Genomic DNA, 14,898 nt, shown 5'->3' on the forward strand with positions numbered 1-14,898 from the left:
TCAGTTGTTAATTATGCCGCGAATCAGCTCTCCGCGCTGGGTAATTCGGTTGTTGCCCGAGAACTATTGCGGCATCTTAGTCTGTTTTTGCGTATGGCTGTGCTCGATGTTGCCGTATCATAAGCCGTCGCAAACGTGAAATAGAAAGAAGGAATCCCATATGCAACTGGTAAATATCGTACGCGAGCGCTGGAAGGGTGTCTTGTTCTGCCTGATCATCGCCATCCCTGCGTCGTTGCTCGGCAAACAGATTGAGGTGGTCGGTGGGCCGGTATTTGCCATCCTCTTTGGCATGGTTCTGGCGCTCGTCTTTCCCAAGAATCGTCGCGAACAGCTCGCCGCCGGCGTCACCTATACGTCTAAAAAAGTCTTGCAGTACGCGGTTATCCTGCTTGGCTTTGGCATGAACCTCTCGCAGATTCTGTCCAAAGGCGCCCAGTCGTTGCCGATTATCGTGGCTACGATCTTGACCTCGCTCATCATCGCCTTTGTGCTCTGCCGCGTTATGAACGTGCCGGGCAAGATCGCGACGCTTGTGGGTGTGGGTTCGTCGATTTGCGGCGGTTCCGCCATCGCCGCGACCGCGCCCGTCATCGATGCCGACGATCGCGAGATTGCCCAGGCTATTTCGGTCATCTTCCTGTTTAACGTTATCGCGGCGCTCGTGTTTCCAACGCTTGGAGGCATGCTTGGGCTGACCAACGAGGGCTTTGGCCTGTTTGCCGGTACCGCTATCAACGACACCTCGTCTGTAACGGCTGCGGCGAGCGCCTGGGACAGTATGCACCCTGGCGCCAATGTGCTCGAGAGCGCTACGGTAGTCAAGCTCACCAGGACGCTGGCCATTATTCCCATCACGTTGGTCCTCGCATGCTGGCAGATGCATCTGGCGCGCAAGGCCGGCGGCGACGCCAAAAGCACGTTCTCCCTTAAGCGCGCGTTTCCCATGTTTGTGCTGTTCTTTGTGCTGGCGAGTGTGGTCACCACAGTGTTTCAGCTTCCCGCGTCCGTTACGGCGCCCATCAAGGAGCTGTCGAAGTTCTTTATCGTGATGGCCATGGCGGCTATTGGCTTTAATACCGATATCGTCGAGCTGGTCAAAAAAGGCGGCAAGCCCATCGCATTGGGCTTTTGCTGCTGGATTGGCATTGCGTGCATGGGTTTGGGAATGCAGCACGTGCTGGGAATCTGGTAGAGGAGTAGCCCATTTACGTGCTGGCTGCTGGTGGCCGCATCCTCGCGGTGGAGCGATAGGAGCTCTTGCGGGTATGGCTTGTCCGCAGGTTAATAGATCCCGAAGAGCTCTTATCGCCCCGCCAGGATGGCGATGCGGGGCAACACCTATACTCGCAGGACGGAGCTTTCTGCCCTATAGTGTTTGGTGAGCAATATCGTTCAATTTTGAAACACTCGGTCGTGCGACCGTCGGCGGTTGCACGTCGCAGCGGACAGGGGCAAATCATGGATAGCGATGCCAAGCTGAAGATCTTGAGCGATGCCCTAGCTGCTGCCGGGGCCTCGGCATTGGCAATCGATGCGCGTGGGGACGTCGCGATCTCGACCATGACTGACGCGGCGCTTGAGCGGGATGTGGCGGCTTTTGTCGCTGAGCGCCTCGACCGCATAGGAGACGGCGCGCGTCTGGTTATGGGGCGTGCGGGTACGCGCCTGAGCCTGACCGTTCGCCCCACCGATAAAGAGGGCGGGGGCCTTTGGGTCATCGTGGTCCGCGAGGTGCGCGCCGCCGCGGCGCATGCGGGCATCGAGTGGCTCAACGCCGACGAAGTTGAGGCCCGCTACGAATCGAGTGCGTACGGCATCGTCGAAGACGCGGCAGCGGTCGCTGCCCCCGTACGGGAGAGCTATGCGCGCGGAGTGCCCCTTATGCTCGAGGGCGAGCTGGGCGCGGGACAGGATCAGATTGCAAAACGCCTGTACCTGGATGGACCCTATGCCGATCAGCCCTTTGTGTCCGTTGCGCTCGATGAGCTTACGGATCGCGGTTGGCGCCATCTGCTCAAAAGTTCCGAATCGCCGCTATTCCAAACGGGGCTGACACTTTGCATGGGCGGCTGGCATGCCGTTGGCCCCCAACGCCTGCGCGAGCTCGTGTCCGCAATGATCGACACGGCGCTCGCAACTCGTTGCCATGTGGTGTTGACGGCAAACGACATGCCAGGCGGCGGCGAAAGCGATCAGGCTGCTTTTGTAACCGAGCGTCTGGCCTGTGCAGTGAGTGTGGCGCCGGCGATTGCCGAGCAGGGCGGCGCGTCGGAAAAGGTTGCGCGCTATCTGGAGTATCTGGCAGATATGTTTGAGACGGCAACACCCGCCTTGTCGTCCGGGGCGGCAAAGACACTCGATGCCTATCGATGGCCCCGTAACTATCTACAGCTTCGTGAGGTTTCGGAACGACTTTATATATTAGTGAGGACGGGTACAGCCGAGCGGGCGGTGGCGGAGGAGGTGCTCGCCCAGGAGGACGTTATCAAGACCGCGACCTTTGGTGCCCCGACGCTCGATAGCGATCTGTATATCTTGCGCCCACTGGCCGATACCGAGCGTGATATCGCACGGCTGGTCGTAGGCCACCTTCACGGCAACAGGACCCGAGCTGCCGAAGTGCTAGGCATAAGCCGTACGACCCTGTGGCGCCTGCTGAAGGACGACGACCGTTAAGCGAGGCGCCCGTGACCGCGCGCGGCGCGTGTGATACAGTCCAAAGCAGTATTGTTTCGACTGTGTTACGGCGTGCGGGGAGTATGGCGGAGACTTCAAAAACAAATCGGGTTCGAAAGCCCGCGGCGCCGGTCAACCGTCGCACGACTTCACGGACGTGGGGCAAAAGCGCCTCGGGGTTCGACGGCTCGTTCAAACGCACTAAATATGGTTATCCTTCGGCAAGTGCTCGCTTGGCCATGCAGGCCGAATCATCGCTGTGGGGCCGTAAGCGTGTGGTGGGGTCAAAGCTCAAGCACGATGGAACGCTCGGCTACATTAGCCGTGGCGCTGCTCGCCGTAGTGGCCTCAATCCCGCAGGCTGGCATCGCTATGTTCCGATCGCGGTCGTTGTTGCGGTGATTGTCATCGCGCTCGCGGCGCTTGGCTACGCCGGCGGCGGGGCCAATCTGGACGCAATGTTTAAGTCGCCGGAGCTCGCGCATGCAGGCACAGAAGTTGTCGAGGGCGTTCAGACCCAGACGGGCGTCGCGCCCCAGCGCGGCATGGTCGCAGCCGCTGCCACCATTGCCGATGCTCAAAAGGATGAAGGCGAACAAAAAGCAGAGGGAGCGGCACAGGCGAGTGATGGCGGGGCGAATTCGGCTCCAAATCAAACGGCATAGACCTGACGGAACATAAAATAGTCACGGTTAGGTGCCGTTTTGAGCTATAGGCGAACAAAAATCTGCAAAATCGTTTTATGTAGAGCTCTTTAGTTACAATTTGCAGAAAAAAGCTATACTACTATAAACTTAAAAATTCGTAAGCTGCAAGTTGAGGAGTACCCAACATGAAGAAGAGATTCATGGCAGCACTGAGTGTGCTCGCTCTTGCCCTGGCTCTGCCCGTGGCTGCTTTCGCCACTAACAGTCCTGCAAATGTTAAAAGCGATCCCGTTACGTCCAATGGCGTGACTGCGAATGCGTCTGGCGTTGCCGCTGATAGCAATGCCTGGCTTAATGTTGTCGGTACCGGTACTGCCGCCAACAACGTCCCCTCTGGTTCCAATGTGGTTGCTTCTTTTGAGGTCACCCACTATAACACGAGCGGCCCGTACAACTTCACCTTTGCTCTTGGTTCTCAGTATGCAGGCGCCAAGGTGACCGTCTACATCCAGCATGATTCTGGTTCCCACGATGTGAAGGAGCTTACCGCCGACGCCAACGGCAACGTTTCCTTCACGATGGACGAGCTCTGCATCATCTCTCTGGTTGCTCAGCCCACGAGTGGCGCTTCTGCTGCCGCTAGCACGACTGTGACTGCCGACAAGGGTGCTAAGTCCCCGGCTACCGGCGTGAACACCACCGCTGTTGCCGCCGTGGCTGCTGTTGCCGCCGCTGGTGCCGCTTGCGCTTTTGTTGCTCTTCGCAAGAACAACTAGCACACATACAGTTTCAACCGTAAGATTTGAGGACCCGTACTTGTGCGGGTCCTTTTTTTAGCCGATTTACAGGGTAAGGGAACACTATGGCACAGCAGCCACGGGGCAAGTATATGGACGACTCGGACAAAAAGCGTCGCGCCACGATACTCAAGGGCGTTTTCGTGGCGTTGTTACTGATCGCAGTCGGCTGCGGCGGCTACGCACTCTATATGAACCATCTGGAGCAGCAGCGCGCGCAGGAGATGAGTGCAACGGGCAAGCCTGCCACCAAGGTCGAATCGAAGGACAGGGAGCTGGCAGACAATCCCATCGACTTTGCTTCGCTTATCAAAGAAAACGCTGACGTTTACGCCTGGCTCTATATTCCGGGCGCCGACATCAATACGCCTCTACTGCAGAGTGCGACCGACGACCTGTTCTATTTAGATCACGACAAGGACGGCAAGTACGACCCGTATGGCACCGCCTTTAGCCAGATGGCCAATGCGCGTGACTTTAGCGATCCGGTGACGGTGATCTACGGCCACGTGAACGGCGGCGTGTTCCATAACTTGCATAATTTTGAGGATACGGACTTCTTTAACGAGAATACCGAGTTCTTCATCTACACGCCCGGTCATATTCTGACGTACCAGATCGTTTCGGCCTACCAGTACGACGATCGCCACATCCTCAACTCATTTAACTTTGCCGATTCCGCAGTGCGCCAGGAGTATTTCAATACCGTCTGCAATCCCGACGCGCTCCTCAAAAACGTACGGGAAGGTATTGCGCTTGACGCGGATAGCAAGGTTGTGCAACTGAGCACCTGCATGCTCGATAGCTCGCAGGGCAACTCGCGCTATATTGTGAGCGGTGTGTTAACAAACGACCAGGAGACAAAATAGTCATGAACCCCCGTGGCAAGCACTTTATCGATGCGGTGGATCCCGACGAAAATAGCCAGGAGAACACTTCCCAGCAACAGGTTTCCGATGTGGCGGAGCCTGCCAGCGCGCAGCAGGGTGCCGATGTCGATTCGGCATCTGACACACAAAATGGGGCGTCGAGCAAAACCGTGGGCCAGGCCGAGACTTCGGCGCAGGTTGCGGATGATGCACCGCAGCCTGCTGATGAGACCGAATGGCCTTCGCTCGATGAGGCGCCACCGCAGCGCCGTCGCCGTTCCCAGGAGTCGATTAAGCGCATCAAACGTCGTCGCCGCATCCGCACACTCGTGATTGTGTTGCTCGTGATCGGAGCGATTGCTGCTGCCGGCTGGGGCTTTGTGAACCACAGCGTGAGCCAGGGCAAAAAGAAGATCGAGGAAAAGACCGAAAAGGTCATTAAGGCCAAGGGTGACACCATTACCTATAACGGCAAGAAGTATGCACTCAACAAGCATATGGCTACGGTGGCGTTTATCGGCTTCGATAATCGCGCGTCTGATGATGGCGCCAAAGAAGGCCAGTCGGATACCGTTATGGTTGTAGCCCTTAATACCGATACAGGCGAGGCCCGCGGTATCGTTATTCCGCGCGACAGCATGGTTGCCGTCGATACGTATGCGGGTGGTTCGTTTTCGGGTCAGGTGACCGAGCAGCTCTGCCTGCAGTTTGCCTACGGTACCGACGGTGATAATTCCTCGCAGCTGACGGCGGCAGCCGCTTCACGCGTACTCGACAATATCCCAGTCGACTATTACTACACGCTCAACATCGAGGGCGTGGCGCCTATCAATGATTCTATTGGCGGCGTGACGCTCGTGCCGACACAGACCGTGCCGGGCACGGCAGCGGTTGAGGGGCAGGAGACGACGCTGTTTGGAATCTCGGCCGAAAAGTATGTGCAGTGGCGCGATACCACGGAGCTGACCTCGTCGCTCGATCGTACGGCGCGTCAGGTGAGCTATGTGCAGGCGTTTGCGGCCAAGGTGCTCAACAGCGCCAAGAGTAATCCGGCTGTGCTGATCAACTTGTACCAGACGATGGGTGACTATACGTGGACCAATCTGGGCCTCGATGAGTTTAGCTATCTGGCGACCACGATGCTCGAGCACGGCCTGACCTCGTTTGATGTTGTGACGCTGCAGGGAACCATGCAGCAGGGCGACACCTTTGCCGAGTTCTACTTAGACCAAGACAACGTAAAGCAGACGGTCGTCGACACCTTCTACCACCCGGTCGACTAATTTGTTCTGCCGTTCGGTAGAACGGCGGAACAAATTACCTAACGTACACCACGTTGTCGCGGCGCGGCTTTGCCTCGGGTAGCGTGTCCTCGGCATAGCCCAGAATGCAGTTACCGACACCGCGCAGGCTGCCGTCGGCGGGCAGGCCCCAGCTGGCCAGCAGCTCCAGGCCCTCGGGCGAGTCAAAGACCTCATGCGCGCGGTGAATCCAGCACGAATCGACACCCAGTGCATAGGCGGCGTTGAGCAAGTTGCCCATGGCGAGTGAGCCGTCTTCCAGATGTGTGGGCACGCTGCGGTCAACCAGCACCACCACAACGGTCTTGGCGCCATAGAAGGGGTCGCTGTTGCTGCCCATGACCTGGGCGTTGAGCTGTGAGAGACGCTCGACGGTCGCGGGGTTGGTGACGGCGACAAACGTCACCGGCTGGCGGCCCATGCCGCTCGGTGCATATTGGCCGGCTTCGATAATACGTGCAAGCTTTTCGGCCTCGACGGGACGATCGCTGTATTTGCGGCAGCTGCGGCGGTGAATGAGCGCTTCGATAGTCTCCATGGTGTCTCCTTGCGGTGGCGTTGCAGATGCCCCGTTCATACCCGTCGGGCTCAAACGATAGACGGTCAAGTGCCCGGCAAAAGGATAGATTCCAATTGGGAAAGTAGGTTTGCATAAAAGTACCTTTAAAATGTGACAAGCCAATGGGATGGTTAAACGTTTTATCCCGTCTGCCCTGCGGTTTTTACCACTTGCCTAAATGACGAACGCATAACCTCTGATAAAGGTTTTACTAAAGAAGTACCAACGTTTATCAACGCGCCGTGGTGGCGCCGGGCCAGGAGGTAACTATCATGTTCCAGGCTGGGGATGTCGTCGAGACCGATTTCGAAGGATTTCTGAAGCTGCTGCGTTCCAAGACGCGCGCTTTTGTGAGGATTGACGATCACGAGTACTACATCACGCACACCGATGGCTATTGGCGTGTTCAGGATTGCGAGGCCCTCAACGATAAGGGCCACTTTACTGACTGCTCCGAGCTGGTCAACACGCTCTGCGAGGTCGTCGAGCTGCCTTGGATCTGCGGCAAAAGCCTGCACGATAGCTTCTCGGGCGCTACGGTCTACGAGGCCGTCGCCGCTTAACAGGCAATAAAACCCGATTTTCACGTGACCGCTGGCGCCGCCCCCGCGCCGGCGGTCTTTTTCTGCCGATAGGCCATAAAAGTGCAGGCATTTGCGGAGAACCTGTTGACGATAGTCAAAACTCGGACTAATCTAGAGACATAAAATTGGTCAAAAATCGGACAATCGAATGGTGGGATAGATGAATAGTGCGGTTACGCCGGCCGACTTCGACCGGTTGCTCAATGGACTCGACCATATCTATTCGGAGTTCTCGCGCGCCTGCGGCCTTTCGGACTGCGCTTACTGGATGCTCGTCGATACCAGCACGGCAGGCGGCAGTATTGCCGTAAGCCGTCTGACAAGCGAATGGTTCTACAGCAAGCAGACCATCAACTCGGCAATTAAAACCTTGACGGCGCGGGGCTTCGCAACGTTGGAGTTTGCCGAAGGCAGCCGTAAGAACAAGGTTGTGCGTTTGACCGAAGCGGGCATGCGGTTTGCCGAGCAATATGCGCTGCCGGCGCAAGAAGCCGAGCAACAGGCTTTCGAAGTGCTCGAGCCCTGGGAACAGCGCGAAATCATGCGCCTCATCGAAAAATTTTCCCATGCGCTCGGCGATGAGTGCGATGTCTTTAAGCAGCATATCGCTGCCGAGAATCAAGGTGAGGGTGAGTCGTGCGACTGTTAATGAGGTTTTTGAAGCCCTATCGAGGGCTTGTCGCAGTGACGCTGCTGGCGCTGCTGGTGGATAACGTCGGTACGCTGTTGGTTCCCACGATGCTGGCGAACATGGTCAACACCGGTATTACCACGGGCGATGTCGACTACATCTTATGCAACGGCCTATACATGTTTATCGCGACGAGCATGGCTAGCGGCGGCACGGTGCTGGGCTGCTATCTTTCGGCGCGTCTGGCGGCTAACGTGGCCTGCGACATCCGCAATGCCGTCTACGACAAATCACTCGAGCTGTCTGCCAGCGATTTTGAGCGCTTTGGCACCGGATCGATGATCACGCGCTCACTCAACGACATCAACGTGATTCAACAGGCTGTCCTTCAGACGATTCAGCTGGTGCTGCCCGTGCCGTTCTTGGCTGTGGCGGGCATCATCTTCGCCTGGTTTATCGATCCGGCTATGGGCGTGCTTCTGGGCGTCGTGGTTGCGATCGTGCTGGTTGCGGCGGTCTTTACGGTTGCCAATGCGGCACCGATTTTTATGCGCCTACAGGGCTTTATCGACCGCATGAACGTGGTGCTGCGCGAGAATATTGTGGGCGTGCGCGTTATTCGTGCTTTTAATAAAGAGCATCACGAGGAGCGGCGCCTGGACGAGGTGTTTAGCGACTACGCCGCCAACGCCATAAAGGTCAACCACCTGTTTGTGGGCCTTGACAGCTCCAGCTTCTTTTTGATGAACATCGCCGAGGTGGCGGTGCTGTGGGTGGGCGGTAACCGGGTGGGCGCCCACGCCATGCAGATTGCGAGTATCTCGGCGGTGCTGGAGTATGCAATTCTGATCCTGTTCTTTGTGATGATGGCCCAGATGGTGGTGCTGACGCTTCCGCGTGCTGCCGCGTGCCTGAACCGTGCGCAGCAGGTGTTGGAGATTGAGCCGAGCATCGTGGACGGCGAGCGTACGCTGGGTGACGGGACGCCTGCCTCCGAGGACGATGCGGATGCTGTTGCCGTGTTCGACCACATGTCGTTTCGCTTTGACGACGCCGACGAGGACACCCTGTGCGACCTGAGCTTTGCCTGTCGTCGCGGTCAGACGACCGCGATTGTGGGCTCGACGGGCTCGGGCAAGTCGACGGTGGCAAAGCTTCTGCTGCGCTTCCACGATGCCACCAAGGGCGCCATTCGCCTGGACGGCATCGATCTGCGCGAGCTTTCGCAAGATGAGATTCGCGGGCGCATCGCCTATGTGCCGCAGAAGGCGTGGCTGTTCTCGGGCACCGTGGCAAGCAATCTGCGCTTTGGCAACGAGGACGCGACCGAGGCGGACATGCTTCATGCGCTGCAGGTTGCCCAGAGCACCTTTGTGCTCGATCAGCCGCAGGGGCTCGATACTCCGGTTGCCCAGGGCGGTACGAACTTTTCGGGCGGCCAGCGCCAGCGTCTGGCAATCGCCCGTGCGCTCATGAAGCATGCCGATCTGTATATCTTCGATGACAGCTTTTCGGCCCTGGACTTTAAAACCGATGCGGCCTTGCGCCATGCGCTGCAGGACGAGACGCGCGACGCCGCGGTGCTCATCATCGCGCAGCGCATCTCGACGATTTTGCATGCCGACCAGATTGTCGTGCTCAAGGATGGCGAGGTCGTGGGCCTGGGCGCGCACGAGGAACTTATGGAAACCTGCGAGGTGTACCGCGCCATCGCGGAATCGCAGATGAAGGGAGGTGAGTAGCATGACCGAGGAGCTCAAGAAGCAAGGTGGCGTTGATGACGACGCTGCCGCGGGGCTGGCCGAGGAAACGGCTGCCGCGTCGACCGAGCTGGATGCCGCCGCCAGGGCCGCGGCCGAGCGCGAGGCTCGTCGCCAGGCGCTGTACGAGGAAAACGAGCGTGCCGAGGACGAGCGCGCCCGCGCCGAGGCAGAGCGTATGCGCGACGTGGACGACGAAGAAGAGGACGAGACGCCCCGGGATACCTGGGCGACGGTGCGCCGCTTGTGGAGCGAGGCCGCCGGCGACCATTGGCGCTTCTATATTGTATTCGCGAGCATTGTGTTCTACGTCATCTTTAACACCGCCGCGCCGGCATATAGCGCTCATGTTATCGACGAGCTGTGGGGCCATATACAGGTGGCGTTTGCCAACGGAACGACCTTCAGCATCACCTGGGACCAGTGCGGTAAGACCATCTTTGTCTACTTTTTGATCTGGACGGCCGCCGGATCGTTCTATGCGCTGCAGAGTTTTTTGATGTCGAGCGTCGCCGAGCGACTCAACTTGCGTCTGCGCAACCGCATCGCGCAGAAGCTCAGCCGCCTGCCGCTCGCCTACTTTGATGCGCATCGCCCCGGCGAAGTGGTCAGCCGCGCGACCAATGACTTGGACAAGATGTCCGAGAGTATGCAGCGCGGATTGCTGCAGCTGCTGGTATCGATCGGTACCGTGACGGGTGCCATCATCATGATGTTTGTCTATAGCGTCAAGCTCACGTTGGTCTTTTTGGGCTTTACGGCGGTATCGTTGCTGGTGACCAAGGTGGTTTCGCGCCGTACGCATGATGTGACGGGCGAGCGTCAGGAGTGGGTGTCCAAAATCACGAGCGCGGTCGAGGAAGGCTATTCAGGCCGTTTGGTGATTCGCGCATTCAACCGCGAGCATCAGAGCTCTGCCGAGGTGCACGAGGCCTCGAGGGAGCTAGCGCGCGTGAGTACCAAGGCCGACTTTATGATCAATGCCGTCGGCCCTGCGGTTCGCTTTATCGGCCGTTTGGCGCAGATCGTGATCGCGCTGGTGGGCTGCAGCATGCTGGTCGCCGGCCACATGACCGTCGGCGTGTTCCAGGCGTTCTTCCAGTTTATCTACGGGGCGTCCGAACCCATGACGCAGCTGTCGTTCACTTTCAACTCGCTGCAGAGCGCGCTGGCGAGTGCGGAGCGCGTGTTCGACCTGCTCGATGAGCCCGAGATGGAAGCCGATCCGCTGCCGGGTGAGGCTGCCAGGCTGCCGGGTCGCATTGAGGGCCGCGTCTCCTTTGAGCACGTGCGTTTTGGTTATTCGCCCGACAAGCCGCTTATGCGTGACGTGTCGTTTACCGCCGAGCCGGGCCAGAAGATCGCCGTGGTGGGAACCACGGGCGCGGGCAAGACCACGCTCATCAACCTGCTCATGCGTTTTTACGAGATCGATGGCGGGCGCATTACGCTCGACGGCGTGGACACGAGCGGTATGGACCGCGGCGAGCTGCGCCAGCAGTTTGGCATGGTGCTGCAGGACGCCTGGCTATTCGATGGCACGATTGCCGAAAACATCGCCTACGGCTGTCCAGAGGCGACGCGCGACGAGATCGTGGCGGCTGCGCGCGCCGCGCAGGTCGACTTCTTTGTGCGCACCATGCCGCAGGGTTATGACACGCGGGTGGCCAACGATGCCGAGAGCATTAGCCAAGGGCAGCGTCAACTGTTGACCATCGCACGCGTGCTGCTCAACAACCCGGCGATTCTCATCCTGGACGAGGCGACGTCGAGCGTGGATACGCGCACCGAGCTCGCCATCGGTCGCGCTATGGACGCGCTTATGCGTGGGCGCACCAGCTTTGTGATCGCGCATCGCCTGTCGACGATCGTGGACGCCGACCTGATCTTGGTCATGGATCACGGCAACATTATCGAGCAGGGCACGCATAAGGAGTTGCTGGCTGCCGAGGGCGCCTACGCCGACCTCTATCTGAGCCAGTTCGCATAATGCGACATGGGGACGGCCCCCTTGTCGCATCGGAAATAAGGCGCGCCGGGGATAGATTCCCTGGCGCGCCTTTGCGCTGGCGTGAATGTTGTCATTGGCCGTCCGCGTCTAGCGTTCGTCCACAAGTTTGGCAACGAGGGCTTTGAGCTCGGCTACCTCTTGCTCGAGTTCTTTGACGCGGCGGGCGTTCTCGGTGATGCCCTGACGGTTGAGGGCGGACTGCTCGGCGGCATCGTCAGGCATGTACTCGCGGTGCTGCTTGGCGTCGAAGCTCTCCTCGAACACGCGGCAGCCGTTGCGCTTGATGATGCGTCCCGGTACGCCCACGACGGTGCAGTTGTCGGGCACGTCCTTGACGACAACCGAGTTGCCGCCGATTTTGACGTTGTTGCCGATGCGAATGTTGCCGAGCACCTTGGCGCCCGTGCCCACGGTGACGTTGTTGCCCAGGGTGGGGTGGCGCTTGCCGGTTTCGTTGCCGGTGCCGCCAAGCGTGACGCCCTGGTAGAGCACGCAGTTGTCGCCCACGATGGTGGTTTCGCCGATGACGACGCCCATGGCGTGGTCGATAAAGAAATGCTTGCCGATCTGTGCAGCGGGATGAATCTCGACCCCGGTGATGTGGCGGGTGATTTGCGAGAGCACACGGGCGAGCGAGCGATGACCGTGCTCCCACAGCCAGTGCTCGGGCACGTGGTTCCACTTGGCGTGCAGGCCAGGATAGGAAAGGAAGATGACCAAACCGTTTTGCGCGGCGGGGTCCTGCGTCTGGACGGTCTTGATGTCCTCGCGAATGGTATTGATAAAGCTCACCGGCCGCCCTCCCTTAGCGCCATGGCAATGCGATTCAATAAAGTATAGCGATTCGCTAGGGATTAGGAAGAATAATCTTGGCGGCTTTGCATGACAGGTGTCAGTTATGCAAACTTGCTGGTAATGGAGTCATGCTTTTGTGGGGTTGCGCACGAGGGGGCACCGCAACCGTATACTGGTCAACTTGGACGTATCCGCGCCCACAACTGAGAGGTTTTACTTCATGGGTTTCATCAATTTTATCGCCGAGCTACTCAAAGACCCGCGCACCGCGATTGCCAGCTGGATCGCCGCCGGCCCGCTTATGGCCTACGGCTGCGTGTTCCTCATTATCTTCGTTGAGACAGGCGTGGTGTTCTTCCCGTTCCTTCCCGGCGATTCACTGCTGTTTGCTTCGGGCTTCTTTGCCCATAACGGTGGCTTTAACATCGTGGCCCTGCTGGCCGTAGCATGGGCCGCTGCCATCCTGGGAGACCAGTGCAACTTTATGATCGGTCACTTCTTTGGCAAAAAGATCATCGCTTCGGGCAAGGTCAAGGCCATGACGCCCGAGCGTATCAAAAAGTCCGAGGACTTCTTGGACAAGTGGGGTCACCTGGCCATCTTCCTCGGCCGCTTCTTCCCGTTTATCCGCACCTTTGTGCCCTTCATTGCCGGCATGGGCGGCATGCACTGGCGCAACTTTGTCATCTACAACGTGCTGGGCGGCATTACCTGGTCGACGGTCTTTACACTGCTGGGCTACTTCTTTGGTGGCATTCCCTTTGTGCAGGAGCACTTTGAGTTGCTGATCATTGGCATCGTAGCCGTGTCGATCATCCCGACTGTAGTCGGCCTGGTTAAGGCTAAGCTGGGCAAACAGAACGCGTAGTTCGAGCTGGCGCACAAATCGCGTCGTTGAGGCCCGTCACCGTTTACGGTGGCGGGCCTCTTTAGTTTCGGTCAAATGAAAATACTTTACTTAGTTAAAGAAAAACGTTTTATCCGACGCGCGCGGGGAGTACAATCTCGTCCATGCGAATCGACGTGCCATCGGCTTCGATGTTGCCCGCGTGTCCCGTCCGGCTCTACGCTCCGGGCGTGCGACGTTGCGACACGGTCGGCCTCGGTCCTTGCGTGCGGGTTCGCGAGTATGCAACTGTGTATGTAAGGAGCGACATATGACTGTCGAGAAGAAGGATATCGATTGGGGTAGCCTCGGCTTTGGCTACATGAAGACCGATTACAGCTACGAGGCTCATTGGAAGGATGGCGAGTGGGACGAGGGCGGCCTGACCACCGACCACACCATGCATGTCTCCGAGTGCGGCGGCATCTTCCATTACTGCCAGGAGGTCTTTGAGGGCCTGAAGGCCTACACCGCCGAGGATGGCAGCATCGTCTGCTTCCGTCCCGACATGAACGCTGAGCGCATGTATAACTCTGCCCAGCGCCTCGAGATGCCCCCGTTCCCCAAGGACAAGTTCGTTGAGGCCGTCAAGCAGGTCGTTTCTGCCAACGCCGCCTGGGTTCCGCCTTTCGGCTCCGGTGCGACCCTGTACGTGCGTCCGTTTATGATTGGCTCTGGTGACGTGATTGGCGTGGCTCCTGCTCCTGAGTACACGTTCCGCATTCTCGTGACTCCGGTCGGTCCGTACTTTAAGGGCGGCCTTAAGCCCGTTAAGCTGCGCGTTTCCGAGTATGACCGTGCAGCCCCGCATGGCACCGGCAACATCAAGGCCGGCCTGAACTACGCCATGTCCCTTAAGCCCACGATGGAGGCCCATCGCGAGGGCTATGCCGAGAACCTGTATCTTGACTCCGAGTCTCGCACCTATGTCGAGGAGACCGGTGGCGCCAACGTCCTGTTCGTGAAAGAGGACGGCACCCTCGTCGTTCCGCAGTCGCACACCGACTCGATCCTGCCCTCCATCACCCGGCGCTCGCTCGTTCAGGTCGCTCAGGACCTGGGCATGACCGTTGATCAGCGTCCCGTCGAGTGGGCCGAGGTCAAGGCCGGCACCTTTGTCGAGTGCGGTCTGTGCGGCACCGCTGCTGTTATCTCCCCGGTCGGCGAGATTGACAACAAGGTTTATGGTGCCGACGAGACCGTGACCTTCCCGGCTGGCTGCACCGAGATCGGCCCTGTTATGAAAAAACTTCGCGAGACCCTGACTGGTATTCAGTCTGGTGCTGTCGAGGATAAGCACAACTGGGTTTACACCGTCGCGTAAGCTGTCTTGTATGTTCGGCCCGAGGGCGACCTTCCTTTCCGGCGCGTCCTCGGGC

14 protein-coding genes are annotated in these 14,898 nt (G+C 58.6%); 12 read left to right on the forward strand and 2 right to left on the reverse strand.

Annotated elements, in window-relative coordinates; translation table 11 throughout:
- The first annotated feature begins 160 nt into the window (after nucleotides 1-160).
- From ACQRAJ_RS07620 to ACQRAJ_RS07645, 6 genes are all read left to right on the forward strand, one after another.
- Nucleotides 161-1,195 carry a YeiH family protein gene (locus ACQRAJ_RS07620; protein WP_154517801.1) on the forward strand — a complete coding sequence of 345 codons (1,035 nt, stop codon included), beginning with the start codon at nucleotides 161-163 and terminating at the stop codon, nucleotides 1,193-1,195.
- Between the two features lie 266 nt (nucleotides 1,196-1,461).
- Complete coding sequence (locus ACQRAJ_RS07625; RefSeq protein WP_427728814.1) at nucleotides 1,462-2,679, forward strand: helix-turn-helix domain-containing protein; 1,218 nt, start codon at nucleotides 1,462-1,464, stop codon at nucleotides 2,677-2,679.
- Between the two features lie 83 nt (nucleotides 2,680-2,762).
- Nucleotides 2,763-3,344: a hypothetical protein gene (locus ACQRAJ_RS07630; RefSeq protein WP_427748234.1), complete on the forward strand. Its 582-nt coding sequence runs from the start codon at nucleotides 2,763-2,765 to the stop codon at nucleotides 3,342-3,344.
- Between the two features lie 167 nt (nucleotides 3,345-3,511).
- The gene (locus tag ACQRAJ_RS07635) at nucleotides 3,512-4,102 is read left to right on the forward strand and encodes a hypothetical protein (RefSeq protein WP_427728817.1); all 591 of its coding nucleotides are present in this window, start codon (nucleotides 3,512-3,514) and stop codon (nucleotides 4,100-4,102) included.
- A gap of 86 nt (nucleotides 4,103-4,188) precedes the next feature.
- Nucleotides 4,189-4,992 (forward strand): class B sortase, encoded by an 804-nt coding sequence (locus ACQRAJ_RS07640; protein ID WP_427728819.1) that lies wholly within the window; start codon nucleotides 4,189-4,191, stop codon nucleotides 4,990-4,992.
- A gap of 2 nt (nucleotides 4,993-4,994) precedes the next feature.
- Nucleotides 4,995-6,275: an LCP family protein gene (locus ACQRAJ_RS07645; RefSeq protein WP_427748236.1), complete on the forward strand. Its 1,281-nt coding sequence runs from the start codon at nucleotides 4,995-4,997 to the stop codon at nucleotides 6,273-6,275.
- Between the two features lie 34 nt (nucleotides 6,276-6,309).
- Here the strand turns inward: ACQRAJ_RS07645 and ACQRAJ_RS07650 are convergent, their stop codons facing one another.
- A complete protein-coding gene (locus ACQRAJ_RS07650) occupies nucleotides 6,310-6,831 on the reverse strand; it encodes a nitroreductase family protein (protein WP_427728823.1) in 522 nt (173 codons plus the stop codon).
- A 293-nt stretch (nucleotides 6,832-7,124) separates the two neighbouring features.
- On the opposite strand from ACQRAJ_RS07650, the gene ACQRAJ_RS07655 reads away from it, so the two are divergent.
- From ACQRAJ_RS07655 to ACQRAJ_RS07670, 4 genes are all read left to right on the forward strand, one after another.
- Nucleotides 7,125-7,415, forward strand: coding sequence for a CDP-alcohol phosphatidyltransferase (locus ACQRAJ_RS07655; protein WP_427728825.1), 291 nt, complete (start codon nucleotides 7,125-7,127; stop codon nucleotides 7,413-7,415).
- A 181-nt stretch (nucleotides 7,416-7,596) separates the two neighbouring features.
- A complete protein-coding gene (locus ACQRAJ_RS07660; protein WP_427719802.1) occupies nucleotides 7,597-8,085 on the forward strand; it encodes a MarR family winged helix-turn-helix transcriptional regulator in 489 nt (162 codons plus the stop codon).
- Complete coding sequence (locus tag ACQRAJ_RS07665) at nucleotides 8,085-9,809, forward strand: ABC transporter ATP-binding protein (RefSeq protein WP_427728840.1); 1,725 nt, start codon at nucleotides 8,085-8,087, stop codon at nucleotides 9,807-9,809. The genes ACQRAJ_RS07660 and ACQRAJ_RS07665 overlap by 1 nt, the downstream gene beginning before the upstream one ends.
- Nucleotide 9,810: 1 nt before the next feature.
- Complete coding sequence (locus tag ACQRAJ_RS07670; RefSeq protein ID WP_427748237.1) at nucleotides 9,811-11,817, forward strand: ABC transporter ATP-binding protein; 2,007 nt, start codon at nucleotides 9,811-9,813, stop codon at nucleotides 11,815-11,817.
- 108 nt (nucleotides 11,818-11,925) lie between these two features.
- On the opposite strand, the gene cysE is transcribed toward ACQRAJ_RS07670, so the two are convergent.
- Nucleotides 11,926-12,630, reverse strand: a complete 705-nt coding sequence (gene cysE / locus ACQRAJ_RS07675; RefSeq protein WP_370450655.1) for a serine O-acetyltransferase — start codon at nucleotides 12,628-12,630, stop codon at nucleotides 11,926-11,928.
- Between the two features lie 223 nt (nucleotides 12,631-12,853).
- Here cysE and ACQRAJ_RS07680 point away from each other — a divergent pair, with 223 nt between their 5' ends.
- Together ACQRAJ_RS07680 and ACQRAJ_RS07685 are read left to right on the forward strand one after the other, a co-directional pair.
- Nucleotides 12,854-13,501 (forward strand): VTT domain-containing protein, encoded by a 648-nt coding sequence (locus tag ACQRAJ_RS07680; protein WP_154517831.1) that lies wholly within the window; start codon nucleotides 12,854-12,856, stop codon nucleotides 13,499-13,501.
- 289 nt (nucleotides 13,502-13,790) lie between these two features.
- Entirely contained in the window at nucleotides 13,791-14,843 is a 1,053-nt protein-coding gene (locus tag ACQRAJ_RS07685) for a branched-chain amino acid aminotransferase (RefSeq protein WP_427728837.1), read from the forward strand.
- Nucleotides 14,844-14,898 lie beyond the last annotated feature (55 nt).

This window comes from Collinsella sp. SGI.184 (genome assembly GCF_050313415.1).
Lineage (GTDB): Bacteria > Actinomycetota > Coriobacteriia > Coriobacteriales > Coriobacteriaceae > Collinsella.